Below are 26,631 nucleotides of genomic sequence, written 5' to 3' on the forward strand. Positions count from 1 at the left end.
TCGTCTGGCCTGAGAGGAATTCCTGTCTGATGACCGCCCGCATTCTCGCGGTGGATGACATCGCGGCCAATCTCCGCCTGCTCGAGGCCAAGCTTCAGGCCGAGTATTACGAAGTGCTCCTGGCCTCCAGCGGTCCGGAAGCGCTGACGACAGCTTTCACGCAATTGCCCGACGTCATTCTTCTCGATGTCATGATGCCGGGAATGGATGGCTACGAGGTGTGCAGGGCGCTCAAGGCCGATGCACAGACCCAGCACATTCCTGTCGTCATGATCACGGCCCTGACCGACAGCACGGAGCGAGTCCGTGGGCTGGAGGCGGGTGCCGACGACTTCCTCTCCAAGCCGGTGGACGACGCGACCCTTTTCGCCCGGCTCCGCGCCCTGCTCCGCGTGAAGCAGGTGCAGGACGCCTGGCGCCTGCGCTCCGAGACGGCGCGCGACCTCGGCATCGATTCCCCGCCCGACCCGATGATCTCCGTCGCCGGTGCCCGCGCCCTCATGATGGGCGACCGCCCGGAGGAGGTGCAGCAGGTGCGGGAGGCGCTGGAGGCCGACGCCATCGACGTCGTCACCGTCTCGAGCATCGAGGAGGCGCAGAAGCAGCTCGCCAAGGGCGACCACGACCTTGCCCTGCTGGCGCTGCCTCAGGACGCGGTGGAGGTGCTGCGGCTGGCCTCGCGGCTCCGTGCCCAGAATACGACGCGCGACCTGCCGCTGCTGCTGCTGGCCGATCCCGGGCAGAAGATGCAGGTGCTGCGGGGCTTCGACCTCGGCGCCAATGACCATGCCTTCCGCCCGCTCGACCCCAACGAGCTGCGGGCGCGGGCGCGCAACCAGATCCGCCGCCGGCGCTATCAGGAGCGGCTGCGGCAGGAGCTCGATCGCTCGCTGGAGATGGCCGTCACCGACCAACTCACCGGCCTGCGCAACCGCCGCTATGTGCGCCGCCACCTCGACGGGCTCCTGCGCACCGAAGAGGCGGCCGTCCTGCTGATGGATATCGACAAGTTCAAGTCGATCAACGACACGCACGGCCACAATGTGGGCGATGCCGCGCTGCGCAACATCGCCGAGCGGCTGCGCATCCAGCTGCGCGCCGCAGATGTCGTGGCCCGCTATGGCGGCGAGGAGTTCCTGGCGGTGCTGACGGGTGCGCCCAGCGGCTATGCGCTGGCCGTGGCCGACCGGCTGCGCGAGGCCATCGAGGCCGAGCCGATGGAGACGGGCGGCCTGGCCGTGCCCATCACGATGAGCATCGGAGTCGCCGTGGGCGGGCCGGGCATCACCTCCGACCAGCTCATCGGCTCGGCGGACGAGGCGCTGTACCGCGCGAAGCGGGACGGGCGGAATCGGGCCTATCTGGCCGATCCGGCGCTGGACAAGTCCACCGCCTAGCCGGTCCGGCAGACCGAGGCCGAGCCGTATCCTGCAGGCGCGGCTGTCCCGAGGGCGGGTCTGTTCGACGGATTCGCTAGGGGTGAACGGCTGATCGCGCTGGCTTCGATTGCGAAGCGGCTGGCGTCAATTGCCTGTCAACGAACGGCGTCTGCGCCATGCGCGCGCCGAAATCCATAAACGGGCCGATATGGATGCAGGGCATCCTGTACGTCGCCCCTCAGGGGACGTACCGCGTCTCAGGCAGAGGGTGTGCCAGACCGTGGCGCCAGCGGGACTTCCGCCGGGCCAGGTTCATGGCGTCAGCAGAAAAAGCGCCTGAAAGGCGCATCTCCGAACCAGCAGGGGGCACTTCCCGTGGCTGTCACCGCTGGGCGGGCAGCCGGGCGGGAACCTCGCGGTTCCCGCGCCTCAAGTGAATTACTTGATCTTGCCTTCGCGGTAGACGACGTGCTTGCGCACCTTGGGGTCGTACTTCATCAGCTCGAGCTTGCCCGTGGCCGTGCGGGTGTTCTTCTTCGTGACGTAGAAGTGGCCCGTGTCGGCGCTGCTGATCAGCTTGATAAGGATCGTGTTGGCCTTGGCCATGGTCTCTGCTTTGCTCTGTGTACGCGAAGGGCGCGCAGGCGCCGGAAAGGAAGGCGTGTTCTAGCGACCCAGGCCGCCGGGTCAAGTCTTTTGGCCGCGCAGGCTATCGGCGCTTCCGATCCCGGCCGCCGCGCAGCCGCGCCGGGGCACCACCCATCATCAGCTCGAAGACCAGGCTGCCCGTCTGGGCATTGGCCTCGCGCAGGCGAGCCTCCACCTCGTCGCCCAGGCGCAGCACCTGCCGGGAATGCCGGCCGACCACGCTGCGCTTGTCGTCGGAGACGATCCAGTGGTCGTTCGGCAGCGCCTTCATGGGCACGAAGCCCGAGGCGCCCGTCTCGCTGAGCTGTACGAAGACGCCGAAGGGGTGGATGCCGGAGATCCGGGCCGCGAATTGCGCGCCCACCCGGTCCGCCAGATAGGCCGCCAGGTAGCGGTCCACGGCGTCGCGCTCGGCCATGGCGGCCCGGCGCTCGGTGGCGGTGATGTGCTCGGCCGTTTCCGGGAATCGGGCCAGCTCCGTCTCGACGATGCCGTCCGTGCCGAGCTTGAGCCCGCGGATCAGCGCCCGGTGTACCAGCAGGTCAGCATAGCGGCGGATCGGCGAGGTGAAATGCGCGTAGCGCGCCAGGGCCAGGCCGAAATGGCCGATATTGTCGGGGTCGTAGGCCGCCTGGGACTGGCTGCGCAGCACGGTCTCGTTGACCATCCGTGCCTCGGCCGTGTCCTTCACCTTCTCGAGCAGCGTCGCGAAGTCGCGCGGCTGGAGCTGGCCGACCGGGTTGATGGAAAGCCCCAGCGTGCCCAGGAACTCCTTCAGCGAGGCGAGCTTCTCCTCGGAGGGCGGGGCGTGTACGCGGTACATGCAGGGCTGGCCCAGCCGCTCCAGCTCCTCTGCGGCGCAGACATTGGCCGCCACCATGAACTCCTCGATGAGGCGATGGCTGTCGAGGCGCGGGCGGGGGATGACGGCCGTCACCTGGCCCTCGTCATTCAGGATGACGCGGCGCTCCGGCAGGTCGAGGTCCAGCGTGCCGCGGCGCTCGCGGGCGGCGAGAAGGGCACGGAAGGCGCCGTAGAGACGGCCGACATGGCCCTCGGCCAGGCCTTCCGGATCCTCGCCGGCATCGGCGGCCGCCTGCACCTGCTCATAGGTGAGCCGGGCGACGCTGCGCATCAGCCCGCGTCCGAACTTATGCCCGGTCTTGAGGCCCGACTTGTCGAAATGCATCTCGACGAAGAGGCAGCCCCGATCCTCCTGCGGCCTGAGGCTGCACCAGCCGTTGGAGAGGGCCTCCGGCAGCATGGGCACCACGCGGTCGGGGAAGTAGCAGGAATTGCCCCGCGTCCAGGCCTCGCGGTCCAGGGCCGAGTTGGGCGTCACGTAATGGGCCACGTCGGCGATGGCGACGAGGATCTTCCAGCCCTCCCCCTCAGGCTCGGCGAAGACGGCATCGTCGAAGTCGCGCGCGTCGTCGCCGTCGATGGTGACCAGGGGGATCTCGCGAAGGTCCGTCCGCTTGCCCAGCGGCGTGCCGCGGGCATGCTCGGCCTGCTGCACGGCCTCGGGCGGGAAGACGTCCGGGATGCCGTGGGCATGGATGCAGATGAGCGAGACCGAGCGCGGCTCCCCCATCATCCCCAGCCGCTCGACGATCTTCGCCGGGCGCAGGCCGAAGCCGGTGGAGGGCAGGGCCTCGGCAAGCACGATTTCGCCGGCCTGGGCGCCCCCTGTCTGGCCGGGCGGCACCGTCCATTCCGCCTTTTGGCGCCGGTCGGTGGGGATGATGCGGCCATTCTCGAAGACGCCGAGGATGCGGCGGCGGTCCTCGACGGCGCCGAGGCGCTTCAGGGTGCGCCCCTCGTACTTCTCGCCCGAGATGTGGCGCAGGCGGGCCAGCACGCGCTCGCCGGCGGCCAGGGCGGTCTGCCCGCGCCGCTCGGGGTGCATGTAGATGATGGGCTTGCCCGTACCCTCCCAGCTGACGGGGCGGGCGATCGGATCGCCGTCGGGATCCGTGCCGAAGACTTCCACCACCGCCGTCTCAGGCAGGCGTTCGGGCGCGGAGGGGCGCTCGCGGCCGCGCGGCCGTTCCAGGGCGGCGAGGTCCTCGGCCGTCGTCTCGACGCGACGGGGAGGGGCGGACCGGGGCGGCGTGGCGCTGCCGTTCCCGCGCGCGACCTCGACGGAGGGCGCCGGACGGCCCTGGAAGGTGCGCTTGCCGACCGGCTTCGCCGAACCGTCGAAGCGCATTTCGGAGAGCATCTGGCGCAGCGCCGGGCGGAGCTCGGTCGCCAGGCCGAAATGCCGCGCGATCTCGGTCTTGCCGACGCGGCCCTGCACGCTGTCGAGGAAGGCCCGCAGCTCCACCTTGCTGGGCAGGGGCTGCCCTTTGGGGGCGGTCTTCACTTTGGCGCGCGGATTGGCGCGCGGGGCGCCCTTCACGCGCTTGGGGGCAGCGGCGGCGGGAGCCTCGCCCTCGCGCCGCTTCGCATTCGACTTGCGGGCCTTCTGTCCCTTCTTCGGAGGCCCGATGCGCGGCATGTCAGACTTTCTTTGCTGCGGGTTTCTTCGCCGCCGGCTTCTTGGCTGCGGGCTTCTTCGCGGGCGCCTTCTTTGCCGCCGGCGCCGCCTTCTTGGCCGCGGCGGCCTTCACCGGCTTGGCCTCGGCCGGCGCCTTCGCCGCGCCGGCCTTGGGCGCGGCCTTGCGGGCCGGCGCCTTCTTCCCGCCCTTGCCGCGCGGCGGCAGCTCCTTGCCCTTCTCGGCCAGCAGCGTCACCGCCTCGTCGAAGGTCACGGCCTCCATCTCGGTCCCGCGCGGCAGATTCGCGACGCGGTTGCCGTGCATCAGGAAGGGGCCGAAACGGCCGCGGCGCACCTCGACGGGGCCGCCCTTCGGGTGCTCGCCCAGGGTGATGCCGCGCGGCTTGGCGCCGGCCATCAGGTCCACGGCGCGGTTGAGGCCGATGGTCAGCGGATCGTCGTCACGATCCAGCGACTTGCTGAGCGCGCCCATCTTCAGATAGGGGCCGAAGCGGCCGAGGTTGGAGGTGATCTCCTCACCCGTCTCCGGATGCAAGCCCACCACGCGGGGCATGGAGAGCAGCGCCAGCGCCGCCTCCAGCATCATGACCTCGGGGTCCATCCCGCGCGTCAGGCTGGCGCGCTTGGGCTTGGTGGGCTTGCCCTTGGCATCCGTGCCGCCCTCGCCGAGCTGGGCGTAGATGCCGTAGGGGCCGCGCCGCAGCGTGACCTCCAGCCCGGTTTCAGGGTCGGTGCCCAGCACGCGCACGCCGTCGGCCAGCGCGCCGCCGCCCTCGCCCTCGGCGCCCGGCACCGCGAGCGGGCGGGTGAAACGGCATTCGGGGTAGTTCGAGCAGCCGATGAAGGCTCCCGTCCGCCCGAGGCGCAGGCCGAGCCGGCCGGCGCCGCAGGCAGGGCAGAGGCGCGGATCGCTGCCGTCATCGGCCTTGGGGAAGAAGTGCGAGCCCAGCTCGTCATCGAGGCGATCGATGACATCGCTGATCTTGAGATCCTTGGTCGCGTCGATCGCGTCGCGGAAATCGTTCCAGAACTGCCGCATGACCTCGCGCCACTCCGCCCGGCCGCCCGAGATGTCGTCGAGCTGCTCCTCGAGGCCGGCGGTGAAGCCGGTGTCCACGTACTTCTCGAAGAAGGCGACGAGGAAGGCCGTCACCAGCCGCCCGCGGTCCTCCGGCGTGAAGCGCCGCTTGTCGAGCTTCACGTATTCGCGGTCCTGCAGGACCTGCAGCACGGAGGCATAGGTGGAGGGCCGCCCGATGCCGAGCTCCTCCATCTTCTTGACCAGCGAGGCCTCGGAATAGCGCGGCGGCGGCTGGGTGAAGTGCTGCGCGGCCTCCACGCCCTGGCGCTTCAGCGGATCCCGCTCGCGCATGGGGGGCAGGATGCGGCTGTCCTCGTCGGCATCGTCAGGCGCGTCGTCCTGGTCCTCGCGGTAGAGCTTGAGGAAGCCGTCGAAGGCGATGACGCTGCCGGTGGCGCGCAGCTTGGTCTTGCCCGAGGGCTCCACCAGCTCGACGCTGGTCTGGTCCAGCTCGGCCGACTGCATCTGGCTGGCGACGGCGCGCTTCCAGATCAGCTCGTAGAGCTTGCGCTGCTGGTCGTTGAGGTAGCGCGCGACCTTCTCCGGCGTGCGGGAGACGTCGGTGGGCCGGATCGCCTCGTGCGCCTCCTGGGCGTTCTTCGCCCGGCTGGAATATTCGCGGGGCGCGCCGGGGATGTAGTCCTCGCCGAACTCCGACTTGATGTGGTTGCGCAGCTCGGCGACGGCCTCGCGGGCCATCTGCACGCCGTCCGTTCGCATATAGGTGATGAGGCCGACGGTCTCCCCACCGATGGCCACGCCCTCATAGAGGCCCTGCGCTGTGCGCATCGTCGCCTGGGCACCGAAGCCCAGCTTGCGGCTGGCCTCCTGCTGCAGGGTGCTGGTCTGGAAGGGGGCGGGCGGGTTGCGCTTGACGCGGCGCTTCTCGACCGAGCCGACGCTGAACTCCGCGGCCTCGACGGCGCGCTTGGCCGCCATGGCCAGCGCCTCGTTCGGCAGGTCGAACTGCTCGAGCTTGCGGCCTTCGTGATGGGTCAGCCGGGCGGAGAAGGGGGCACCGGCCGGGGTCATGAACCGCCCCTGGATGGTCCAGTACTCGCGGGCGATGAAGCGCTCGATCTCCGATTCGCGTTCGCAGATCAGCCGCAGCGCGACGCTCTGCACGCGGCCCGCGCTCTTGCTGCCGGGCAGCTTGCGCCAGAGCACCGGGGAGAGGGTGAAGCCCACGAGATAGTCGAGCGCGCGGCGGGCCAGGTAGGCCTCGATCAGCGGCAGGTCGAGCTCGCGCGGATGGGCGATGGCGTATTGCACCGCGCGCTTGGTGATCTCGTTGAAGGTGATGCGCTGGACGTCGACGCCCTTCAGCGCGCCGGCCTTCGCCAGCATGTCCTTCACGTGCCAGGAGATGGCCTCGCCCTCGCGATCCGGGTCGGTTGCGAGATAGAGGTGCTTGGCGCCGCGCAGCGCCTGGGTGATCGCCTTGACCTGCTTCTGCCCGCGGTCGTCGGACTCCCAGTCCATGGCGAAGTCCTCGTCCGGACGGACGGAGCCGTCCTTCGCGGGGAGATCGCGCACATGGCCGAAGGAGGCGAGAACCTTGAAGTCGGCACCGAGATACTTCTCGATGGTTTTCGCCTTCGCGGGGCTTTCGACGACGACGATGTTCGTCACTTCAGGTTCTGTCCTTACCGCCTTCGTGGCAACGGCGCACGGAAGACGCTCCAGAGAATTGATTTCGCACGTAACTCAGACCAGTGCCACCCGGTTGCCAGGCAGGGTCTCGACGCGTCCGGCCATCTCCAGTTCCAGGAGCAGGGCCGAGAGCCTCGGGGCCGATAGCTGGCAGCGCCGCCCCAACTCGTCAACCGGTATGGGAGTAGAACCCATCATATCAAGGACTTGTGCGGCCTCTCCGGAGGGGGCTGGGGCGTCCTGGGCGGGTTCCTCCGGCAGATCGGCCAGTTGGGAGGCCCGGAAAAGGGAGGTTTCCGCGGGTGCTTCCGGCAGGTGGAGCAGGATGTCCTCCACCGTCTCCGCCAGCCGGGCGCCCCGGCGGATGAGATCGTTGGAGCCGCGCGAGCGGGGATCCAGCGGATGGCCCGGCACGGCGAAGAGCTCGCGCCCCGCCTCGGCCGCCAGGCGCGCGGTGATCAGCGTGCCCGATTGCAGCGCGGCCTCGATCACCACCACCCCCAGCGACAGGCCGGCGACAATGCGGTTCCGGCGGGGGAAATGCCGCGGGAGCGGCGCGGTGCCGAGCGGCGCCTCGCTCAGCACCAGGCCGCCCTCGGCGGCGATGCGCTCCTGGAGCTCCGCGTTCTCGCGCGGATAGGGGCGGTCGAGACCGCCGGCGACCGCCGCGATGGTGGTGCCGGAGCGGAGGGCGCCGAGATGGGCGGCGGCGTCGATGCCGCGGGCCAGGCCCGAGACGATGCAGACGTCGCGCACCGCCAGCCCATCCGCGAGATCCTCCGCGAAACGGCGGCCCATGCCGCTGGCGTTGCGGGCGCCGACCACGGCCACGCTGCGCCGGTTGAAGGCGGCGAGGTCCCCGCGCGCGGCCAGGACCAGCGGGGCATCCTCCAGCAGGGCGAGAAGCGGCGGGTAATCCGGCGCGCCGAGGAAGAGGAGCCGTGACCCCAGGGCCTCCAGCCCCGCCAGCTCCCGCAGGGCGGCGTCTCGGGGCCAGGCCCGGCTGCCGAGGGCCTCCAGCGCGGCCTCGGGGCTGCCGTGCCGGGAAAGGAGGCGGCGATGCATGACCCGGCCCACGCCCTCGGTCCGCGCGAGGCGCAGCCGGGCGAGGGCGTCCAAGGCCTACTTGCCCTGGCCGATGCGCGGCTCGGTGCCGGCGAGCAGACGCTGGATATTGCCTTTATGCCGCCAGACGACGACCGCACCGAGCAGCAGCAGTCCCAGCGCCGCCTGCGGCGTGGCGAAGATCAGGGCGGCCAGCGGGGCAATGACGATGGCCGAGAGCGAGCCGGCGGAGGACCGCTTGGAGAGCTTCGCGACCGCCAGCCAGGTCAGGCTCGAGACCACGAAGATCGGCCAGGCCAGGCCCAGCATCACGCCGAGCGCGGTCGCCATGCCCTTGCCGCCCTGGAAGCCGAGCCAGGGCGTGTAGCAATGGCCAAGCACGGCCGCGACGGCCGCCCAGGGCGCGTAGGTCGGGGCGATCCAGGCGACCAGCCAGACGGCGGCGGCGCCCTTCAGCATGTCCAGCAGCAGCGTCGCCGCCGCCAGCTTCTTGTTGCCGGTCCGCAGCACATTGGTCGCGCCGATATTGCCTGAGCCGATGCTGCGGATATCGCCCAGCCCGGCAGCCCGGGTCAGGAGCAGTCCGAAGGGGATGGAGCCCAGCAGCGCCGCCAGGAAGATCGCGAGCGTCGCTTCCATCAGGCGGCGAAGACCCGGCGGCCGGCCTTGAAGGTCGCCATGACCTTGCCTTCCAGCGCGCGGCCGTCGAAGGGCGAGTTCTGCGCCTTGCCGGCCAGGGCGCCGGCCTTCACCTGCCAACCGCGGTCGAGCCAGAAGAGGCAGAGATCGGCGGGCGCGCCCTCGGCCAGCCGCCCGGCCTCGAGGCCGAGCAGCTTCGCGGGCTTGTGGGTCAGCAGGGCCAGGGCCTCGAGCAGCTTCAGGTCCTCGCCATGCACGCGGGCCAGGGTGATGCCGAGCAGCGTCGCCAGGCCCACGCCGCCGGCCTCGGCCTGGGCGAAGGGCAGGCGCTTGTCGTCGGCGTCGCGCGGCTGATGGTCGGAGGCGATGGCGTCGATCGTGCCGTCCGCCAGCGCCGCGACCACCGCCAGCCGGTCCTCGTCGCGCCGCAGGGGCGGGGAGAGCTTGGCATAGGTGCGGTAGTCGCCGATCGCCGTCTCGTTCAGGTCGAAATAGGGGGGCGCCGTGTCGCAGGTGACCTTGAGCCCCTCCGCCTTGGCGGCGCGGATGAGGTCGAGCGCGGCGGCCGTGCTGACATGGCCGAAATGCACATGGCCCGAGGTGAGCCGGGCCAGCGCGATGTCGCGCGCGACCAGGATGGCCTCCGCCGCGGCCGGGATGGCGGGCAGGCCGAGGCGCGTGGCCAGCTCGCCCTCGGTGGCGGCGCCGTTGCCGGCCAGGCTCGGCTCCTCCGGGTGCTGCACCACCATGGCGCCGAAGTTGCGGGCATAGGAAAGGGCGAGGCGCATGGTGCGCGCATTGGCGATGGCATGGCTGCCGTCGCTGAAGCCGACGGCGCCGGCCTCGCGCAGCAGGCCGAACTCGGAGAGGTCCTTGCCCTCGCAGCGCTTGGTCGCGGCGGCGAAGGGCAGGAGGGTGAGGCTGCCCGTCGCCTCACCGCGGCGGATGACGAATTCGACGAGCGCGGGGTCATCCAGCGCGGGCTGCGTGTCGGGCAGCACGGCCACGGTCGTGATCCCGCCGGCCGCCGCGGCCTGGGCGGCGGAGGCGATGGTCTCGCGATGCTCGCCGCCGGGCTCGCCGATGCTGGCCCGCATGTCCACGAGGCCCGGGCTGAGGCAGGCGCCGGCGGCGTCGAAGGTATCGGCGCCCTCGGCCGGCGCGCCCTTGAGGCTCGCGATCCGCCCGTCCTGGATCAGGAGGGAGCCCGTCGTGTCGAGGCCCGAGGCGGGGTCGAGCAGGCGGGCATTGGTGATGAGGATCGGCTTCACAGGTGCTTCTCCATGAAGACGCGGCGGTGCCCGCCTTGTTCGGCCCGGTGCGTCTCGGCATAGCCCAGCCGGGTGTAGATCGCGATGTTCTCGACCATTTTCTCGTTCGTATAGAGGTAGATCCGGCGGTGATGGCGCCGGCGCGCCTCGGCTTCGGCGAAATCCATCAGGGCCCGGCCGAGTCCCAGGCCGCGCGCGGCCTCGGCGACGGCGATGTTGTCGATCAGCAGGCTGTCCTCATGGTCCTCCAGGACGAGGACGGCGACGGGCACGCCGTCGGCCTCCTCGACCCAGGCCTGGCCGGCGGCGATGCGGGCCGCGTAGTCGTCCGTCATCGGCGCGGGCTCGCGGCCCAGGCGCGGGACGTAATGCGCGTAGGCGGCACGCACGAGGTCGCGCAGCGCCGTTTCCTCGCCGGAAGCCGCGAGGCGCGGCATCAGGCGTTGCGCCGCAGGTCGCGCGAGAGGACGTCCAGCACGGCCATGCGGACGGCGACGCCCATCTCCACCTGCTCGCCGATGACGCTCCGCTCGGGATCGTCGGCGACGGCGCTGTCGATCTCGACGCCGCGGTTCATGGGGCCGGGATGCATGACGATGGCGTCGGGCTTGGCGCTGGCCAGCTTGGCCGCGTCCAGGCCGTAGAAGCGGAAGTATTCGCGCGGCGAGGGTACGAGGCCGCCGCTCATGCGCTCCTTCTGCAGGCGCAGCATCATGACGACGTCCGCGCCGTCGAGTCCCGCGCGCATGTCGTGGAAGACCTCGACGCCCAGGCGGCCGCATTCGGCGGGGATGAGCGTCGGCGGGCCGACCACGCGCACCCGCGCGCCCATGGCCGAGAGCAGGTGGATGTTGCTGCGGGCCACGCGGGAATGCAGCACGTCGCCGCAGATGGCGACGACGAGGCTGTCCAGCCGGCCCTTGTGGCGGCGGATGGTGAGCGCATCCAGCAGGGCCTGGGTGGGGTGCTCATGCAGGCCGTCGCCCGCATTGATGACCGCGGCGTCCACCTTCTGGCTCAGCAGGGCCGGCGCGCCGGACTGCGAGTGGCGGATCACCAGCAGGTCGGTGTGCATGGCGTTCAGGGTGGAGGCGGTGTCGAGCAGCGTCTCGCCCTTGTTCACGCTGCTGTTGGAGACCGACATGTTGATGACGTCGGCGCCCAGCCGCTTGCCGGCCAGCTCGAAGCTGGTGCGGGTGCGGGTGCTGTCCTCGAAGAAGAGGTTGATCAGCGTCCGGCCGCGCAGCAGGTCGCGCTGGGTCTTCCCCTGGCGATTCAGCAGCGCATAGCTTTCGGCCAGATCCAGCAGCGCGGAGATGTGCGGCGCTTCCAGCCCCTCGATCGCGAGGAGATGGCCGGTGGGGAGAATGGGATAGGAAAAGGACATCGTCGCTCGGCCAGGTGACGGGGGCGGACGATAGCCGCGACCTCGGCGAGCGTCCAACCCGTGTCTTCGCAGAACAGGATTGCCGGCAGCCCGGGGAGGCGCCGGCCGGGATCACCCCCGGGCCGAGGCGTCCAGGGCCGCCTGGAGGGTATAGGCCGCGGCAGCGGCGTCGACGGCGGCGGCCCGGCGCTTCCGCGTCAGGTCGGCCTCCTCGATCATGGCGCGGTTCACGGCGGCGCTGGACATCCGCTCGTCCCACATGGCCACCGGCAGGCCGGTCGCCTCGCTCAGCGCCAGGGCCCAGTCGCTGGCGGCCTGGGCGGCCGGGCCGCGCGAGCCGTCCATGGAGAGCGGCAGGCCCACCAGCAGCCCGCCGGCGCCCTCCTTGGCGCAGATGGCCATGATCTCGGCCGCGTTCGCCTTCAGCTTTCCGCGCTTCAGGCTGCCATAGGGGCTGGCCAGCATCAGCGTCACGTCGCTGAGCGCGACCCCGATGATCTTGCTCCCGGGGTCGAGCCCGACCACCCGTGCGTGGCGGGGCAGGGCGGCACGCAGATCGGCCATGTTGAAGAGAGGCATGCGCGGCCTTATGGTCCGGCCCCTTCAAGAACGGAAGTGGATCGTAATGTCGCTCGATGCCGCGACGGTGCGCCGCGTCGCCAATCTGGCCCGCCTGCGCCTCGATGAGACCGAAGTCGAAAAACTCCAGACCGAACTCAACGGCATCCTGGGCTGGATCGAGCAATTGCAGACCGTCGACACCGACGGCGTCGAGCCCATGGCCGGCGGCTCGCCGGTGCCCGTGGCGCTGCCCTGGCGGCAGGATGCCGTGACCGATGGCGGCCAGGCCGACGCCGTCCTGCGCAACGCGCCCGACCGCGAGGGCGAGTATTTCGGCGTGCCGAAGGTGGTGGAATGATGCGCCCGACCGATTACACGATCGCCGGCGGCCTGCGCGCGCTGGAGAAGCGCGAGATCAGCGCCGTCGAGCTGACGGAAGCCTATGTGAAGGCCATCGAGGCCCATAACCCGCGGCTGAACGCCTATATCACCGTGACGGGCGAGCAGGCGCTGGCGGAGGCCCGCGCCTCCGACGCGCGTCGCGCGAAGGGCGAGGCCGGGGCGCTGGAGGGCATTCCCCTCGGCATCAAGGACCTCTTCTGCACGGCGGGGACGCGGACGACGGCGGCCAGTCGGATCCTGGGCGACTTCGTGCCGCCCTATGAGAGCACCGTCAGCGGCAACCTCAAGCGCGACGGCGCCGTCTTCCTGGGCAAGCTGAACCTGGACGAATTCGCCATGGGTTCGGCCAATACCACCAGCGCCTTCGGGCCGGTGGAGAACCCCTGGTCGCGCGCCAACGACCCCACGAAGCGGCTGGTGCCGGGCGGTTCCTCGGGCGGCTCGGCGGCGGCGGTGGCGGCGCGGCTGGCCATGGGCGCGACGGCGACGGACACGGGCGGCTCCATCCGCCAGCCCGCGGCCTTCTGCGGCATCGCCGGCATCAAGCCGACCTACGGCCGCTGCTCGCGCTGGGGCATCGTGGCCTATGCGAGCTCGCTCGATCAGGCGGGCCCCGTGGCCCGCAATGTCGAGGACTGCGCCATCCTGCTGCGCAGTATGGCGGGCTTCGACCCGAAGGACAGCACGAGCGCGAACGTGGCGGTGCCCGACTTCGCCGCCGCCTGCGCGCGCGGCGTGAAGGGCCTGCGCATCGGCGTGCCGGCGGAATACACCCTGCCGGGCCTGGCGCCGGAGATCGAGGCGCTGTGGCAGCAGGGCTTCGCCTGGCTGAAGGATGCCGGCGCGGAGATCGTGCCGATCAGCCTGCCGCACGCGAAATACGCGCTGCCGACCTATTACGTGGTGGCGCCGGCCGAGGCCTCCTCCAACCTCGCGCGCTACGACGGCGTGCGCTTCGGCGCGCGCACCGCGGAGCGCGATTCGGACCTGCGCGACCTTTACGAGCGGACGCGCGCGGCCGGCTTCGGCGCCGAGGTGCGGCGGCGCATCATGATCGGCACCTATGTGCTGAGCGCCGGCTACTACGACGCCTATTACCTGAAGGCGCAGAAGGTCCGCGCCCTCATCGCGCGCGACTTCGCCGAGGCCTGGGCGAAGGTGGACGCCATCCTGACGCCCGCCACGCCGACCTCGGCCTTCGCGATGGATGAGCGGCAGGACGATCCGGTCACCATGTACCTCAACGACGTCTTCACCGTGACGGCGAATCTCGCCGGGCTTCCGGGCCTCTCGGTGCCGGCGGGGCTGGACGGGCAGGGGCTGCCGCTCGGCCTGCAGGTCATCGGCAAGCCCTTCGACGAGGAGACGGTCTTCGCCGTCGGCGGCGCGCTGGAGCGGGCCGCGAATTTCACCGCAACGCCGCAGGTGATGGCATGAGCTACACGTTGGAGGGGGATACGGGCCCCTGGGAAGTCGTCGTGGGCCTCGAGGTCCATGCGCAGGTGCTGTCCGAATCCAAGCTCTTCTCCGGCGCGGCCACGGCCTTCGGGGCCGAGCCGAACAGCCAGGTGAGCTTCGTGGATGCGGGCTTCCCCGGCATGCTGCCGGTGATCAACGCCGAATGCGTGGCGCAGGCCGTGCGCACGGGCCTCGGCCTCAACGCGCAGGTCAACCTCTGGTCCCGCTTCGACCGGAAGAACTACTTCTACGCCGACCTGCCGCAGGGCTATCAGATCAGCCAGTTCGCCCACCCCATCATCGGGACCGGCGTGATCGAGATCACGCTGGGCGACGGCAGCACGAAGAACATCGGCGTCACGCGCCTGCACCTCGAGCAGGATGCGGGCAAGTCGGTGCACGACCAGCATCCCAGCAAGTCCTTCATCGACCTGAACCGCAGCGGCGTCGCGCTCATGGAGATCGTGAGCGAGCCCGACATGCGCAGCCCGGAGGAGGCCGGCGCCTACCTCTCCAAGCTGCGGCAGATCGTGCGCTACCTCGGCACCTGCGACGGCAACATGGACGAGGGCTCCATGCGGGCCGACGTGAATGTCTCCGTCCGCAAGTCGGGCGAGGAGTTCCGCACGCGCTGCGAGATCAAGAACGTGAACTCGGTCCGCTTCGTCATGCAGGCGGTGGAGGCCGAGGCGCGGCGCCAGATCGAGGTCTGGGAATCAGGCGGCACGGTGGAGCAGGAGACGCGGCTCTTCGACACGGCGCGCGGCACCACGCGCTCCATGCGGTCGAAGGAGGATGCGCATGACTACCGCTACTTCCCCGATCCCGACCTGCCCCCGCTGGTGCTGGAGCAGTCCTGGGTGGATGAGCTCAAGGCCAATCTGCCCGAGTTGCCCGATGCCCGGCGCGCCCGCTACGTCGGTCTCGGCCTCTCGCCCTACGATGCGCATGTGCTGACGATCGAGAAGGAGACCGCGGCCTTCTTCGAGATCGTGGCCAAGGGGCGCGACGCGAAGGTCGCGGCCAATTGGGTGACGGGCGACTACTTCGCCGCCCTCAACCGCCTGAAGCGCGACATCTCCGACAGCCCGGTGAGCGCCGAGAATCTCGGCGGGCTGCTGGACCTGATCGCCGACGGCACGCTGTCCGGCAAGCTGGCCAAGGACGTCTTTGAGGCGATGCTGGAGGCCGATGAGTCGCCGGCGTCGATCGTCGAGAAGCGCGGCCTGCGCCAGGTGACGGATACGGGCGCGATCGAGGCGGCGGTGGATGCGGTCCTTGCGGCCAATGCCGACAAGATCGCGCAGTATCAGGGCGGCAAGGTCGGCCTGTTCGGCTTCTTCGTCGGCCAGACGATGAAGGCCATGGCCGGCAAGGGCAATCCGGCCCTGGTCAACGACGTGCTCAAGAAGCGGCTGGGCTGAGACGGGAAGGGGACGGCATCGCGCCGTCCCCGCCCCACGGAAGGTCAGCCCTTGGCGGGGACGTCCTCGCCTTCGTCGGCCTCGTCCTCGTCCTCTTCCTCGTCGTCCTCGTCATCCAGCTCGAGGACGTCGGCATCGCGCACGACGGCGAGGCAGGCGGCATAGGTCTCGAGGTACCAGCCGCGATCGCCCTCCTCCTCCTTGCCTTCGGCGACGGCGATCATGCGCAGCAGCGCCAGGGCCACGGCGGCATCGCTGTCGCCTTCGATTTCGATCTTCACGTCCGACATGTTCAAGTCCTCCAGTAGGTTCGGCCACACCTAGCCCACATACGATGACCGAAATATCGCAGGATGGGGACAATTCAACGCGTGAGGCGGTCGATCAGCCGGGCGTTGTGGCGTTCCGTCATTCCCGGGATGAGCAGCGCGTCGAGCAGCCACCACAGGATGATGAGGCCGAGGCCCAGATAGCCCACCAGGATCACCGTCAGCAGCATCGAGACGCCGAAGAGCATCAGCATCAGCAGGCCCGAGATCCAGCGCTGCAGGTACATCCGGTGCACGCCGCCATAGCCCAGGAAGAACCAGAGCAGATAGGCGACGACGACCGATCGGCTCGCCGCCTCGTAGCGCAGGCGCGCGATCATGTCGTCGGAGGGGCCGGCAGGTGTCGTCATGGGCGTATCGTCCTTCAGGCGCCCGCTTTCCGGGCGAAGCGTTCCGGTCATAAGGTGGGGCAAACGATTTCTCGCGAAAAGGCACGTCCATGACGATTGAACTGCACACCTGGAACACGCCCAACGGCCGGAAGATCAGCGTGGCGCTCGAGGAAATGGGCCTCCCCTATACGGTGAAAACCGTGAACATCAGCAAGGACGAGCAGTTCGAGCCGAGCTTCCTCGCCTTCTCGCCCAACAACCGTATCCCGGCCATCAAGGATCCGGACGGGCCTGACGGGAAGATGATCACCGTCTTCGAAAGCGGCGCGATCCTCTACTACCTCGCCGAGAAGACCGGGAAGTTCCTGCCGAGGGACCTGCGCGCGCGGGTCCAGGTGATGGAGTGGCTGATGTGGCAGATGGGCGGCTTCGGCCCCATGCCCGGCCAGGTGCACCACTTCCTGATGCAGCCCGAGGGGCCGGCGCGCGACTATGGCTTCAACCGCTACCACAAGGAGACGAAGCGTCTCTATGGCGTGCTGGACCGCCGCCTGGCCGGGCGCGATTTCGTGGCGACGGAAGGCGAGCCCAGCATCGCCGACTTCGCGATCCTGGGCTGGGCTTGGCGGCACGAGCGGCACGAGGTGCCCTTCGACGATCTCCCCAATGTCGCGGCCTGGTACGCGCGGATGATGGCCCGCCCGGCGACGGCGAAGGGCTTCGAAGTCGCGCTGAGCTAAGAATCGGCAGGGGGCGTTTGACGTGAGGAGGCGCCCCCTGTATCAACCCACTCGCATACGTCGTGTGAACTTCAAGCCCTGCGGAGGGGTGGCCGAGTGGCCGAAGGCGGCGGTTTGCTAAACCGTTAAAGGGAGATAATCCCTTTCGTGGGTTCGAATCCCATCCCCTCCGCCATCCCTTATTTTCTGCGACTTACAGCGTGATTGAGGCTCTCCTGGGCTATACCCCGGAAACCACTTGTAGCGGCGGCTATACCTCCGGCTATACCTGAGCCCTATCGGTATCGCTCCATCATCCCCCTCACCGAGGCCGGCTATACGCCCTGGCTATACTGGCAATAGGGGCCCGAAAGGGACCAGGGGACGACCTTGCAAGAGAGCTACACCTGCCACGACGGCCGTAAAGTCGAACTCCTCTACGACGAGGAATGCTACGAAGCCCGGGCATTCACCTGCGAGGGGCAACGAATCGGAAGCCTAATCTTCCGCTTTATTGAAAGCGGGCACGGCCCAGGCGAGCTGTATATCTCAAATTGCAACCTTGTCCCGTCTTGGACGCGGCAGGGTATCGGAGAGCAGCTCCTGCGCCTCGTCTACAGATCATCCGGGATTAGGCCGAGTGCTGCCGAGGATGACGGGCAAAAATTAGAAGATGGGTCTCACCTAACCGGTGATGCCCCAGGCTTCGTGGCTAAGATGCGATGCCTGGGACTGCTGCAGCCGTCTAAATGGAATTCCGGGGACCGGCCTTCATACCAGCCAGGATCTTCCGAAGACGAATGATACCGAAAGTCGAGTCGTTGCCGGGGCGGCTGCACATCTCGACGACGGTCTTGAGTAGGGCGGCCGGCACCACGACCATTTTTTCCATTGGCTGGCGGGGTGGGGTTTTCATATCAACCGTACCCCGCACGCCCCAAGGGTTGCGACGATGAGCATCGCCGCCCCTGCCGCAGCTCGCATCCAGATTAGAGCGCGTTCCATCACGCCCCTCCCTCGGCCTGCTCCCCGGTCGTGGGCGTGCGGGCGCGGATGGTGCCGGCGATACTGCCCCACTCCTCCATCCACTCATCACCGTTGCCAGGATACTCGGTCACCCCGGTGCTGTGGTCGTAGATGCCGTGCTCGTTATCGTAGGCGGCTGCCCGCGCCTCGACGATCCGAGCACACGCCTCCCGCTCCTCCCTGCGCGCCTGCTCCAGCGCGGTGGCCAGCGCCGGGGCGTCGGGGATGGGGAGGGCGCGGGTAGCAGCGATTAATTCATGGGGCGTCATCCCCGGTGTGACCTTCACCAGCCGCTCATGCTGCGTAGACCACGCCATCCCCGCGACCGGGTTGTCCTCAACGACCTGCGCACACGCCTCCCTCATGGCCAGCGCCCCCGCAGCACTGGCGGCGCCGAGGTCGGCGTCGGTGCGGACGGGGCCGGCATAGACGCGACCGGCAAACACCTTGGCGCTGAGGAAACGGCCAGCGTGGTCCTTCCAGTTCTGGAGAGACGCGATCCAGCCGAAGGGTTGCCCATCAACGACGTGCCACCCATCCACATCCGCCCGCAGCGGCACGCCGTCCCAGGGCGTCGCGGCGCTCATGCGCGGGGCTCCAGGGCGGCGCGGGCATGGAACCGAGCGGCCTCACGGAACTTCGCGTGGCTGAGATCGTCCCCGTACATGGCGAGGACCATCCGCAATCCTGCCTCCAGCTCCGCGATGCGCGCGGCCTGGGCGTCGGTGTGGGCGCCCCAGGCGAGGATGGCAGCGGGGTTGGAGGCGGCGATGTGGGCCGCGTCATGGACGCAGGCAGGATCATCGGCGACGTCTTCCGATGTGACCAGCGCAACGACGCGCTTCCCGTCTCTCACAGGCACCCAGGTGTAGCCGGCGGACTCGTAGTTCGCGACCTCCCAGTCGCCGGGCGAGAGATACTTCCCGTCCTTCCCTTTATGCCGCCAGGATTGGCCGCCGGCCTTCTTCGCCGCTTCGATCAGCGGGGTCGGGTCGAAGCTCATGCCCCACCTCCCGCCGCGTAGGGCGAGGCGGCGAGCTGGGCCTTTCGGTTCTTGATCCAGCCCCGCCATTCGGGCACCCGGAGGTAGCCATCATGGCGGTAGTCACCCTCGACCCAAGACGGGTTAACCGGGTCGTGCGCCCATCCGATGCACGGCACGTCGACCCAGTGTCGAGGCCCCTTTCCGATCCACATGATGGTACGCGGCTGGGCCCGGCCGGAGGTCGGAACCCAGGTCTGCCCGACAGCGAACTCCGGCAGAATGTCGCCCGGCAGCATGGTCACGACCGCCTCGCCGCGCAGGACGGCGCCGATGCGGGGGTGGAGGGTGGTCAGGGCGATGGCGATACCCTGGCGCATGGCGGACAAGCCGCCGGCCATTTCGGCATAGGCCATCGCGTGGTCGTAGGCGTCCCGCACTACCGCGTCCGGGATGAGGGCCGCCATCGCCTCGACGGCGGCGCGCTCGGTGTCCTGGGGTTGGGCTTTTTCGTTCATTATCTGACCCTCCTTGGTCATCTGAATGATGTCTTCGTCGTAGCTTTGGCCGGCCTGGGTGCAAGAGAAATGCGTGCACCTGGGTGCACAGAATCAGGTGTCGCGTCGAAACTTCAGGCCATTGAACCAACGCCTGATGCAGTACGATCGGGCGAGGCTGATCAGCGTGAACCAGGCGCCGATTTCCAGATGCGTGGAGAGGTTCTGGGGCGGTATGCCGACCATCGGGAAGACGACGAGCTGCGAGGCGATGGCCACACCGAAGCCGACGACTATGTTCGCGCCGCTCTCGACGAGAGACATAAAGCGGGTCTGACCACTCATCGAGCATGGCTCCTGATTTCGGCGGGGCCGATTGCGGGATGCGGCGGGGCCTCACAGACGGGGCAAGGCCACGCGATGAACCGTAGGCCTTTGGGTCGCTCTGCTCGGTAGACCTCGATGCCGCCGGTGCCGAGGCACGTCCAGCAGAACGGGGCCAGGATCATACCTTGCGGCTCCGCTGAATTGCGTTCACGGCGGTGATGAAGGCTCTGATCGTGGCCTTCATCAACTCCTTCTTACCATTCTCAGGCCGATCTGCGAGGACCGCGTCAGTGGCCTCGTTGAAGACGTTCTGCTTGAGCAGTACATCGGCGTTCGTCAGCGCCCTGGCCCTAACATTCGTCGGGTCGCCCGGCTGTCCGATGGACGCCTTGCCGTACCGGATGAGATCCCCGATGCTTTTGGCCTGATCGGTACGGGTCGTGTCTGGCGGCAGGTCCAGAGAGACAAGGAAATGAACTCGGCGGGTCTTCTTCGGCATGCGATCGGCCCTCCTTGGCCGTGGGGATCAGCTCAGCACCAGGGAAGCTGGGGCTGCTTCGGTGTTAGGGCGGAAAGCGGTGGGTGCACCACGAGCTTCAGGCCCGACTCCTTCAGTAGGACAACCATGTCCTCGTCCAAGTAGAATTTCATCTCCCGGTCGAAGGGAAATCCGACGACGACGTACTGCGAGAACTTCGGCGCGGTGTGGTACACGACGTCTCGCACGACACCCGACATGCCGATCTTCAGACGTGAGTCGGCCTCATTCCATCGACGTATGACGATGACCTCCTTTCCGATGGCATCTGCGGTGATCATGCCGGCACCAGGTGTTCAGGCTTCCACCGGCTCAGGTGGACGGAGTCACGAGTTGGGTGTGTCCACACGACCTCGACCTCGCCCTTCACCCCGGGAGGCCCTACGACCTCCCCCTGCCATCCGGCGAACGACTTGAAGACCTTCACCTGGCTGTCGTGCAGCTTCACCTTCATGCCGACGGCAATCGTCGTCATCACAGGGCCTTCACGAGGCCGAAGGTTGTGCCTTCGAACTTCTCGACCGACTTGCGCAGCGAGGCGAGCTTGGCCAGGCGCATCTCCTCAGCTCGCTTCTGGGCGGCTTCGAGGGTGAGGTGCCACTCCCGGCCTTCTCCGTGGTAGTGATGGTGAAGGGTGTCCTTCTCGCCCTTGAAGCGGATCATGTTGCCGCTCTGCTTGACCTCGCCGTCGAACGACCAGATGCCAGTCGTCAGGGCATGCTTGGTGATGAAGACGAGCATCACGCAGCATGACTCAGATCGAGAGTCGGGAGCGATGCCCGCTCTTTCTGCACAGCTTCATGGTCGCCGGTACGGGGCTTCAGGTCGAGCTTGAGCATCTGCGCGTAGACGGACCCGCAGTTGCGCCTCAGAGCGCCGGCGATGGTCTCGATAGAAGTGCGGGTGCCGTGCCCATTGCGCAGGAGTTCGTTCTCCTCTTCGGTCCAGGCGCGGCGGCTCTCGGGGCCGGCCCGTCCACCTTGGGCTGGAGACGTGCGGGAACGGCGCGAAGGCTGGGGGGTGAGGTTGGTAGCCTGCGTTGCTGGGGAGGCCTCCTCGGGTGTGAGGCGGGCCTTCAGCAGACTGCAGAGGCCGTCGATGGTCTCGGCCACACCGATCAGGTCGAGGACCTGGGCAGGATGGCCGGCATCCTGCTGGACGATCCACCCGTTGGGAGCAGTGACGATGACAATGTTCTTGGACATTCAACCCTCCTTGGCTGCGTTGCGGACCTGCTCTTGGGCGAAGGCGATCGCGTCGTTGTACTGGCGGTCGCTGAACCCCTTGAAGCTCCCTGTGTAGGTGATGTGGGCCTGCAGGGCGTGCGGCAGGGCCTCCTTGTCGGTCCCCTTCTCTGTTGCCATGCCGGTGTCCAGATCGAAGCCGATGTTCCAGCCACCGTTGATGACTTGCGCCCTGATCCAGTTGCCCTGCTTCGTCGCAACGACGCACCAGAGCGGTCCGACGCCATCAGCCAAGAAGGTCGAGTGTATCTTCAGCCGGGAAGGGTCACAGAGCTCGGTCGTACCAACGGCCTTCTCGATGACACGGGAACTGATCTCCTCGTCGTCCTCGTCTTCTGCGGTGCCGTCGTCTTCGTCGTCCTCCCCCACTTGCAGGGGCCATAAACTGGCCCAGGTGTCATGCCCCATGGGCGGGGCCGCACCGAGCGCGTCGAGCTCCTTGGCAATCTCGTGCAGCTCGTTCGCGTTGACGTTAGCGTCGCGCTGGTCGCCAACCGGGTTCTCGAGGTCGTCGTCGTACATCCAGGCGTTCTGCAGGAGGCCGCGCAGTAGGGTCTCGAGCTTCTGCTCCCGGGTCTCGACCGTGGGCTTCTCACGGAAGGCCATCAGCTCACGACCCGCCTTCGCGACCTCGTTGCAGTAAATCGCGAGGATCTTGCTGAAGCTGCCTTCCTGCGGCACCGCCTTCGACATGGCGCCCAGGCCCGCTGCGATGCTGGCGAGGCGGTCCCCTGCATAATCACGGTCGCACAACTGCTCGAACAGCAGCCGCTCTCCCTTGTCTTCCGGCGCGTCGGTCATGATTTCAGCCCTCCTTGGCTGTGGTGGACACCCAGGTGCCGGACGCGACGACCTGAGCAAGCTTGTCGGCGGCCCAGGCGCGCATCAGCGGCGGGGCCTTGGTCAGTATCGGCAGAAGCTGCTGCTTCTCATTCAGATAGACGGGCGCAAACTTGGGATCGTGCAGCACGATCGAGCGCGTGTTCGAACAGAGGTCGGCGATCTTGATCGTGTGCGCTCGCCCGCTGCAGTTGCCGAGGCGGGCGGCTTCTCGGGCCTTGCGAGCTGCGCGGTTGCCGTGCTCGGGGCCGGTGAACTGGTCGGTGAGCTCCCACACCACATCAGCGACCTCGTGGCCGAAGATGGCCTGGATCGCCTGGTGCTCGACGGGCGTGTCCTCGACGACGTCATGCAGCAGCGCGGCCTGCAGCGTCACGGGATCGTCCGTGTAGCCGGTCACGATGTTGTGCACTTCGATCAGGTGGAAGACATAGGGCTCACCAGAATACTTGCGATTCTGATAGCGGTGTGCCCGGTCGGCGAAGTCAATGGCGAAGTCCGCCGACTCGGTTCGTCTGAACAGCAACTTTCTCATGGACATTTTGCGACCCTCCTTGGCCACGACGTCTGTCTTTCTTCTGGGCTGCCGCCTGCATATTGGCAAGAGGTATTTGGAGGTATTACGGGTGATCCCCGTTGCAGCTCGGGCAGTGCAAGGGGCGCTCGCGCAGCTTTTGAAGGTCGACCAGCGCGTTCAGCAGCTCGTCGCGGTGGACGACCCAATTCACGAACCCTCCCGCGTGGTGGTCACGCAGGTAGCCGATCAGGTACTCGAGACGCTCATCGTCCATTAGGAGGCTTCCTTGCGAGCGTGCGCGAGGGCCTTGGCCTTCGTGTCGAAATACTCGTTCTGGAGGTAGTCGCCATCCTCGTCGATGACGGAGCAGCGCCAGTCACCCGCACCGGTCTGCTGGATGTCCCAGCCGTTGCACTGGTAAGCGCCGTTCTGGTCGGGACCGGTCGGCTGGGAAATCTGCTGGCTCATCGTTCGACCCTCCTTGGCCATGTGGTCGCCTTCGTGCCTGGTCTATCGAAGTGTGCAAGATGAAATACGCAGGCGCTTGCTTTAGCCTGATAACGACGCAACGAATCTGCTGTCGAACGTCTATGCGCTGCACCCCAACAGATTGATTCGGCTTTCTAAAATTTCTGGGGTTTCTGAGGATGTCGGGGGCAACGGACACTTCGCCTATTGCAGCTAAACCCAGAATCGGCCTCTAATTGGGGCTCTCAGGGGCGACCGGATCTTCCTGCTTTTTTAGGAAGGAGTCCGCTTGCATGTCGCCCCTCATCCACTTCATCGCCTACTTTTTGCTTCTGGCCGGCTACAGCGTGTTCGCCGTGCATTACGCCGTGGAGGCCTTTCACCAGGCTTTCCCCCAGCACCAAGCTCGTGACGAGACGCCGGCGCCTTCCGAGCCGGAACCGCCCGTGATCAGCATCCGTCATCATGTGGATTGAGTGGCCTCGGGAAGGCGGCCCGTATGTGCTCTGGGCCTCCCCACACAGCGACAGTCCGCTCTTTGCCGAAGATCACGCACTTGCGCGGGGTCGGCCGGGAGCCGTCCGCCCAGCCCTCCTTCTGGTAGAGCGTCAGCAGCTTGTGGGCGAGCAGCAGGTCGTCGCTGTCTTTCGCGTGATAGATGGTGATCTTCATGGCCGGCCCTCCTTGGTCGGTTCGATTGTCAGGACCACCACGTGCAAACGTAGGGGCGGAGCTGCTTCCAGTCTCCGAAGCGGAGCTCCTCGGCGATAAGCAGGATGACCTCGGGTGGCAGCGGCACGGGCGCGTGGCCATGATCTTCGACGTAGCGCTTGCGGTCGCTGATGTTCGAGTAGTGCTCCAGCTTCTCGCCGGTCACCGGGTCCATCCAGTTGAGGTAAGGGTAGATCGGGACGGGCAGCTCCTTGACCACGGTCACCAGCGGATCTTCCAGGCGCTGGGCCTGGACCTCCGTGTAATCGAGGATGTCATCGAACCGGAACCAATAGGTGGCCTGGCTGGGCGGTATGATCAGGCTCAGCCCCCCATCCGTGTCGGTGTACTCGGCGTACCGCACCGTCTCCGAGAAGGTCTTGGGGTAGCGCTCCCGATCCTTCTCGCTCATGTGCTGGTGGAGGCAATCGAAGCCGAGCTGTGACCAGCCCCTCTCCTTGCTGTCGGCCTGGCGCCTGTAGTGCCCTCTCACGAAGGCATCGACCTCACCCGGCTTGTCGTCCGTGTACAGGCGCTGGTCGAGCCAGGGCCGGTCCGGATGCACCATGCCGTAGCCCATTGCCTTGTGAATTCGTGTGCTCATCGTTCGACCCTCCTTGGCCGTGGTTTCGTGCACCCAGGTGCACAGTCTTAATTTCCTTGCCGTGACCTCAGCCAGGCCCGGCCAATGTCTGTCAGACCCCATCCTGATGCGGTCGTCCGACTGGCGACCAGAGGGCCGCGCCAAGCCACCAGGCCATCGACGGCCAGGTCGTTGAGAAGGCTCAGCTCGGTCGGATCGTCCGTGCGGAACAGTTCGGCTGCGGCCGCAAGTCGGGTGAGCATCGGGCGGATCTCCCCCTCAGTTCGTAGGAAGTCGTCATTCGCGGGCTTCACGCGAGTTCCTTCGAAATATTCTCTCGGGCCTTTTGCTCCCACTGACGAACTCGGGCCATGTCGGTTCGGAAAATGCAGTCAGCCGCCAAGAAGGTCCCCAGAAACGCCTTGCGGCCGGCATTGAACTTCTCCGGTGACAAGTGGCTGTACTCCTCCCGCAGACGCTCCGTGTTGCGGTCGAAATAGGGGCTGGCAAGCGGCTCGAGGTCGAGGTCGAGGAACCAGGAGCCCCATCGGTTCATCATGGGCCGGACGGTTCGCATTCCGACGCCGATGTGATCTGCCGAAGCGAGGATCGCAGCCGTGATGTGCTGCGTCTGCTGGTGCGTGAGGCCGAGGTTCGGGGCCGCCCGGAGGAACACGCCGGTCGACTGCTCCTCGTTCTGCTTCTTCGGTGCCTGCGGGTCGTAGACGATATCGTGATAGGCGATCAGGAGCGCCATCTCGAGGTCGCCGTCGCCCTGGAAGACCTCCCGGTGCAGGCGCCACATGCGGCCGAGATGCTCCTTGCCATGATACGGCGTGCCGGGTCGGCCCATAGCCGTTCTTACCGTACCTCTGCAGTCCTCCGGCAGCGCGAGCAGCAGGTCCTCGTATCCGGCTAGGTCGTCCTGGTTGATGTCTTCGGTCATGTCGTAAACCCCCTGGTGGCCAGGCTGATGGCATCGAGCGCGTTTCGATTGCGCTCGGCCTCGGTCAGCGTGCCGGACTGGTAGCCGTGGACGAATTCCTTGAGCGCGTCGAGCAGGTGGAGGGACGCGGCCATTATCCGCTGATCGGCGTGGGCCATCTCAGCTTCACCCTTCACGCGGTCGGTGTAGGGGATGTAGGCGATCGCGCCCGTGGGGCAGGTCACCTGCAGCATCTTCTCGGCCTTCAGCAGGAACTCGCCGTTGATGCGGACGCCGCTGGACTGCCAGGGACCTGGCGAATGGACGGTCTTCATGACGCAGCCTCCTCCTTCAGCAGGACGGCCTTCGCAGCGGCCCCGAGGAGCTTCTTGGCTTCGCTAAGGGCATCGGCTGGAGGCCTGAGCGTGTCTTTGACGAAGTAGGCTCTCGGGGTGCCCGGCAAACCGCTGTGCTTCCAGCCTGGGTAAGAGCGGCCCATGACCTCGCGGTTAGGCGTCTCCCAGGAACTGAATGCCGGATTCACAACGCTCGGGTGCACGTTCATCGGGCCGACCGTCGAGTAGAACTCCTCCTTGGACACCGACCGCATACCGGGCACGCTGTCGGGGATGGGCGGGACGCCCGGGTAGATCACCGGAGTCATGCCCCGTCCTCCACGCCGACGACGCGCGCCTTCTCCTTGTCGAGGAGTGCTCGCACATAGGCTAGGCAGACGGCTGCTGCGGACGTATGGCCGGCCCCGAATCCGACCGGGTTGAACGTGTCCTCCGGCCTCCACAGCGTCGCACTGTGCTTATAGGCGCCGTGCGTCGTGATGATCGGCGCGTTGATCCTCAGGCTGACGATCCAGTCGTCAGGTAAGAGAGACAGAGCGTCGGGGATCTCCATCATGAAGCTGGGTCGACCGGCGGAACGATAGGCGTACCATGCCGAATTACTGAGCGGCACGTCCCAATTGTCGCGCAGGCCGAACAGCGCTTCGTCCAGGTGAGAGCTACCGGTGCCGGCCTTCTCCAAACGATCATTTAGATCTCGGAGGACATCGAGCCGACTCATGACGCAAGCCTGGCGGCGGCTTCAATGACCGCCTCTAAGGCTGCG

36 protein-coding genes and 1 tRNA gene are annotated in these 26,631 nt (G+C 67.5%); 7 read left to right on the top strand and 30 right to left on the bottom strand.

Annotated features, from left to right (window positions below; translation table 11 throughout):
• Positions 1–29: 29 nt before the first annotated feature.
• The gene (locus KHU32_RS14975; protein WP_213670962.1) at positions 30–1,397 is read left to right on the top strand and encodes a PleD family two-component system response regulator; all 1,368 of its coding nucleotides are present in this window, start codon (positions 30–32) and stop codon (positions 1,395–1,397) included.
• Between the two features lie 420 nt (positions 1,398–1,817).
• Here KHU32_RS14975 and rpmG read toward each other — a convergent pair whose 3' ends face one another.
• From rpmG to ruvX, 9 genes are all read right to left on the bottom strand, one after another.
• A complete protein-coding gene (gene rpmG / locus KHU32_RS14980) occupies positions 1,818–1,985 on the bottom strand; it encodes a 50S ribosomal protein L33 (protein ID WP_213670963.1) in 168 nt (55 codons plus the stop codon).
• 103 nt (positions 1,986–2,088) lie between these two features.
• Positions 2,089–4,530: a ribonuclease R gene (gene rnr / locus KHU32_RS14985; protein ID WP_213670964.1), complete on the bottom strand. Its 2,442-nt coding sequence runs from the start codon at positions 4,528–4,530 to the stop codon at positions 2,089–2,091.
• Position 4,531: 1 nt separating this feature from the next.
• Positions 4,532–7,243 (bottom strand): type I DNA topoisomerase, encoded by a 2,712-nt coding sequence (gene topA / locus KHU32_RS14990; protein ID WP_213670965.1) that lies wholly within the window; start codon positions 7,241–7,243, stop codon positions 4,532–4,534.
• A gap of 75 nt (positions 7,244–7,318) precedes the next feature.
• Positions 7,319–8,383, bottom strand: coding sequence for a DNA-processing protein DprA (dprA, locus tag KHU32_RS14995; protein WP_347265561.1), 1,065 nt, complete (start codon positions 8,381–8,383; stop codon positions 7,319–7,321).
• Positions 8,384–8,386: 3 nt separating this feature from the next.
• Entirely contained in the window at positions 8,387–8,968 is a 582-nt protein-coding gene (plsY, locus tag KHU32_RS15000; protein ID WP_213670966.1) for a glycerol-3-phosphate 1-O-acyltransferase PlsY, read from the bottom strand.
• Positions 8,968–10,239 (bottom strand): dihydroorotase, encoded by a 1,272-nt coding sequence (gene pyrC, locus KHU32_RS15005; protein ID WP_213670967.1) that lies wholly within the window; start codon positions 10,237–10,239, stop codon positions 8,968–8,970. Before pyrC ends, plsY begins: the two co-directional genes overlap by 1 nt.
• Positions 10,236–10,676, bottom strand: coding sequence for a GNAT family N-acetyltransferase (locus KHU32_RS15010; RefSeq protein ID WP_213670968.1), 441 nt, complete (start codon positions 10,674–10,676; stop codon positions 10,236–10,238). The genes pyrC and KHU32_RS15010 overlap by 4 nt, the downstream gene beginning before the upstream one ends.
• On the bottom strand, positions 10,676–11,626 hold the full coding sequence (locus KHU32_RS15015; protein WP_213670969.1) for an aspartate carbamoyltransferase catalytic subunit: 951 nt from the start codon (positions 11,624–11,626) through the stop codon (positions 10,676–10,678). The genes KHU32_RS15010 and KHU32_RS15015 overlap by 1 nt, the downstream gene beginning before the upstream one ends.
• Before the next feature lie 111 nt (positions 11,627–11,737).
• Positions 11,738–12,205, bottom strand: a complete 468-nt coding sequence (gene ruvX / locus KHU32_RS15020; protein WP_213670970.1) for a Holliday junction resolvase RuvX — start codon at positions 12,203–12,205, stop codon at positions 11,738–11,740.
• A 46-nt stretch (positions 12,206–12,251) separates the two neighbouring features.
• Here ruvX and gatC point away from each other — a divergent pair, with 46 nt between their 5' ends.
• The 3 genes from gatC to gatB are packed head-to-tail and all read left to right on the top strand — an operon-like array spanning position 12,252 to position 15,471.
• A complete protein-coding gene (gene gatC / locus KHU32_RS15025; RefSeq protein ID WP_213670971.1) occupies positions 12,252–12,545 on the top strand; it encodes an Asp-tRNA(Asn)/Glu-tRNA(Gln) amidotransferase subunit GatC in 294 nt (97 codons plus the stop codon).
• A complete protein-coding gene (gene gatA, locus KHU32_RS15030) occupies positions 12,545–14,026 on the top strand; it encodes an Asp-tRNA(Asn)/Glu-tRNA(Gln) amidotransferase subunit GatA (protein WP_213671563.1) in 1,482 nt (493 codons plus the stop codon). Before gatC ends, gatA begins: the two co-directional genes overlap by 1 nt.
• The gene (gene gatB, locus KHU32_RS15035) at positions 14,023–15,471 is read left to right on the top strand and encodes an Asp-tRNA(Asn)/Glu-tRNA(Gln) amidotransferase subunit GatB (RefSeq protein WP_213670972.1); all 1,449 of its coding nucleotides are present in this window, start codon (positions 14,023–14,025) and stop codon (positions 15,469–15,471) included. Before gatA ends, gatB begins: the two co-directional genes overlap by 4 nt.
• 44 nt (positions 15,472–15,515) lie before the next feature.
• Here the strand turns inward: gatB and KHU32_RS15040 are convergent, their stop codons facing one another.
• Both KHU32_RS15040 and KHU32_RS15045 read right to left on the bottom strand, forming a co-directional pair.
• Complete coding sequence (locus KHU32_RS15040) at positions 15,516–15,761, bottom strand: hypothetical protein (protein ID WP_213670973.1); 246 nt, start codon at positions 15,759–15,761, stop codon at positions 15,516–15,518.
• A 74-nt stretch (positions 15,762–15,835) separates the two neighbouring features.
• The gene (locus tag KHU32_RS15045) at positions 15,836–16,150 is read right to left on the bottom strand and encodes a TM2 domain-containing protein (protein WP_213670974.1); all 315 of its coding nucleotides are present in this window, start codon (positions 16,148–16,150) and stop codon (positions 15,836–15,838) included.
• 89 nt (positions 16,151–16,239) lie between these two features.
• On the opposite strand from KHU32_RS15045, the gene KHU32_RS15050 reads away from it, so the two are divergent.
• The gene (locus KHU32_RS15050) at positions 16,240–16,872 is read left to right on the top strand and encodes a glutathione S-transferase family protein (RefSeq protein ID WP_213670975.1); all 633 of its coding nucleotides are present in this window, start codon (positions 16,240–16,242) and stop codon (positions 16,870–16,872) included.
• Between the two features lie 82 nt (positions 16,873–16,954).
• Positions 16,955–17,047 (top strand) — tRNA-Ser (locus KHU32_RS15055).
• A gap of 808 nt (positions 17,048–17,855) precedes the next feature.
• Here KHU32_RS15055 and KHU32_RS15060 read toward each other — a convergent pair.
• From KHU32_RS15060 to KHU32_RS15120, 13 genes are all read right to left on the bottom strand, one after another.
• A complete protein-coding gene (locus tag KHU32_RS15060) occupies positions 17,856–18,464 on the bottom strand; it encodes a hypothetical protein (RefSeq protein WP_213670976.1) in 609 nt (202 codons plus the stop codon).
• Positions 18,461–18,880 carry a hypothetical protein gene (locus tag KHU32_RS15065; RefSeq protein ID WP_213670977.1) on the bottom strand — a complete coding sequence of 140 codons (420 nt, stop codon included), beginning with the start codon at positions 18,878–18,880 and terminating at the stop codon, positions 18,461–18,463. The genes KHU32_RS15060 and KHU32_RS15065 overlap by 4 nt, the downstream gene beginning before the upstream one ends.
• On the bottom strand, positions 18,877–19,377 hold the full coding sequence (locus KHU32_RS15070; protein ID WP_213670978.1) for a hypothetical protein: 501 nt from the start codon (positions 19,375–19,377) through the stop codon (positions 18,877–18,879). The genes KHU32_RS15065 and KHU32_RS15070 overlap by 4 nt, the downstream gene beginning before the upstream one ends.
• Before the next feature lie 93 nt (positions 19,378–19,470).
• Positions 19,471–19,701, bottom strand: coding sequence for a DUF7220 family protein (locus tag KHU32_RS15075; protein WP_249681248.1), 231 nt, complete (start codon positions 19,699–19,701; stop codon positions 19,471–19,473).
• Positions 19,702–19,861: 160 nt separating this feature from the next.
• Positions 19,862–20,182, bottom strand: coding sequence for a hypothetical protein (locus KHU32_RS15080; protein ID WP_213670979.1), 321 nt, complete (start codon positions 20,180–20,182; stop codon positions 19,862–19,864).
• A 32-nt stretch (positions 20,183–20,214) separates the two neighbouring features.
• Positions 20,215–20,502 (bottom strand): hypothetical protein, encoded by a 288-nt coding sequence (locus KHU32_RS15085; RefSeq protein ID WP_213670980.1) that lies wholly within the window; start codon positions 20,500–20,502, stop codon positions 20,215–20,217.
• A complete protein-coding gene (locus tag KHU32_RS15090) occupies positions 20,499–20,696 on the bottom strand; it encodes a hypothetical protein (protein ID WP_213670981.1) in 198 nt (65 codons plus the stop codon). Before KHU32_RS15090 ends, KHU32_RS15085 begins: the two co-directional genes overlap by 4 nt.
• Positions 20,696–20,962 carry a hypothetical protein gene (locus KHU32_RS15095; RefSeq protein ID WP_213670982.1) on the bottom strand — a complete coding sequence of 89 codons (267 nt, stop codon included), beginning with the start codon at positions 20,960–20,962 and terminating at the stop codon, positions 20,696–20,698. Before KHU32_RS15095 ends, KHU32_RS15090 begins: the two co-directional genes overlap by 1 nt.
• A complete protein-coding gene (locus KHU32_RS15100; RefSeq protein ID WP_213670983.1) occupies positions 20,962–21,426 on the bottom strand; it encodes a hypothetical protein in 465 nt (154 codons plus the stop codon). The genes KHU32_RS15095 and KHU32_RS15100 overlap by 1 nt, the downstream gene beginning before the upstream one ends.
• The gene (locus tag KHU32_RS15105; protein ID WP_213670984.1) at positions 21,427–22,266 is read right to left on the bottom strand and encodes a hypothetical protein; all 840 of its coding nucleotides are present in this window, start codon (positions 22,264–22,266) and stop codon (positions 21,427–21,429) included.
• Between the two features lie 4 nt (positions 22,267–22,270).
• Positions 22,271–22,840 carry an HD domain-containing protein gene (locus KHU32_RS15110; RefSeq protein WP_213670985.1) on the bottom strand — a complete coding sequence of 190 codons (570 nt, stop codon included), beginning with the start codon at positions 22,838–22,840 and terminating at the stop codon, positions 22,271–22,273.
• An 85-nt stretch (positions 22,841–22,925) separates the two neighbouring features.
• Entirely contained in the window at positions 22,926–23,096 is a 171-nt protein-coding gene (locus KHU32_RS15115; protein WP_213670986.1) for a hypothetical protein, read from the bottom strand.
• Entirely contained in the window at positions 23,096–23,290 is a 195-nt protein-coding gene (locus KHU32_RS15120) for a hypothetical protein (RefSeq protein ID WP_213670987.1), read from the bottom strand. Before KHU32_RS15120 ends, KHU32_RS15115 begins: the two co-directional genes overlap by 1 nt.
• A 293-nt stretch (positions 23,291–23,583) precedes the next feature.
• On the opposite strand from KHU32_RS15120, the gene KHU32_RS15125 reads away from it, so the two are divergent.
• On the top strand, positions 23,584–23,766 hold the full coding sequence (locus KHU32_RS15125) for a hypothetical protein (RefSeq protein WP_213670988.1): 183 nt from the start codon (positions 23,584–23,586) through the stop codon (positions 23,764–23,766).
• On the opposite strand, the gene KHU32_RS15130 is transcribed toward KHU32_RS15125, so the two are convergent.
• From KHU32_RS15130 to KHU32_RS15155, 6 genes are all read right to left on the bottom strand, one after another.
• Positions 23,741–23,962, bottom strand: coding sequence for a hypothetical protein (locus KHU32_RS15130; RefSeq protein ID WP_213670989.1), 222 nt, complete (start codon positions 23,960–23,962; stop codon positions 23,741–23,743). The two genes, KHU32_RS15125 and KHU32_RS15130, sit on opposite strands and share 26 nt — an antisense overlap.
• 28 nt (positions 23,963–23,990) lie before the next feature.
• Complete coding sequence (locus KHU32_RS15135) at positions 23,991–24,605, bottom strand: hypothetical protein (RefSeq protein ID WP_213670990.1); 615 nt, start codon at positions 24,603–24,605, stop codon at positions 23,991–23,993.
• Between the two features lie 289 nt (positions 24,606–24,894).
• Positions 24,895–25,530, bottom strand: coding sequence for an HD domain-containing protein (locus KHU32_RS15140; protein ID WP_213670991.1), 636 nt, complete (start codon positions 25,528–25,530; stop codon positions 24,895–24,897).
• Positions 25,527–25,844, bottom strand: coding sequence for a hypothetical protein (locus tag KHU32_RS15145; protein ID WP_213670992.1), 318 nt, complete (start codon positions 25,842–25,844; stop codon positions 25,527–25,529). Before KHU32_RS15145 ends, KHU32_RS15140 begins: the two co-directional genes overlap by 4 nt.
• Complete coding sequence (locus KHU32_RS15150; RefSeq protein ID WP_213670993.1) at positions 25,841–26,173, bottom strand: hypothetical protein; 333 nt, start codon at positions 26,171–26,173, stop codon at positions 25,841–25,843. Before KHU32_RS15150 ends, KHU32_RS15145 begins: the two co-directional genes overlap by 4 nt.
• Positions 26,170–26,586 carry a hypothetical protein gene (locus KHU32_RS15155; protein ID WP_213670994.1) on the bottom strand — a complete coding sequence of 139 codons (417 nt, stop codon included), beginning with the start codon at positions 26,584–26,586 and terminating at the stop codon, positions 26,170–26,172. Before KHU32_RS15155 ends, KHU32_RS15150 begins: the two co-directional genes overlap by 4 nt.
• Positions 26,587–26,631 lie beyond the last annotated feature (45 nt).

Origin of the sequence: Roseococcus pinisoli, assembly GCF_018413645.1 — a bacterium.
Classification (GTDB): domain Bacteria; phylum Pseudomonadota; class Alphaproteobacteria; order Acetobacterales; family Acetobacteraceae; genus Roseococcus; species Roseococcus pinisoli.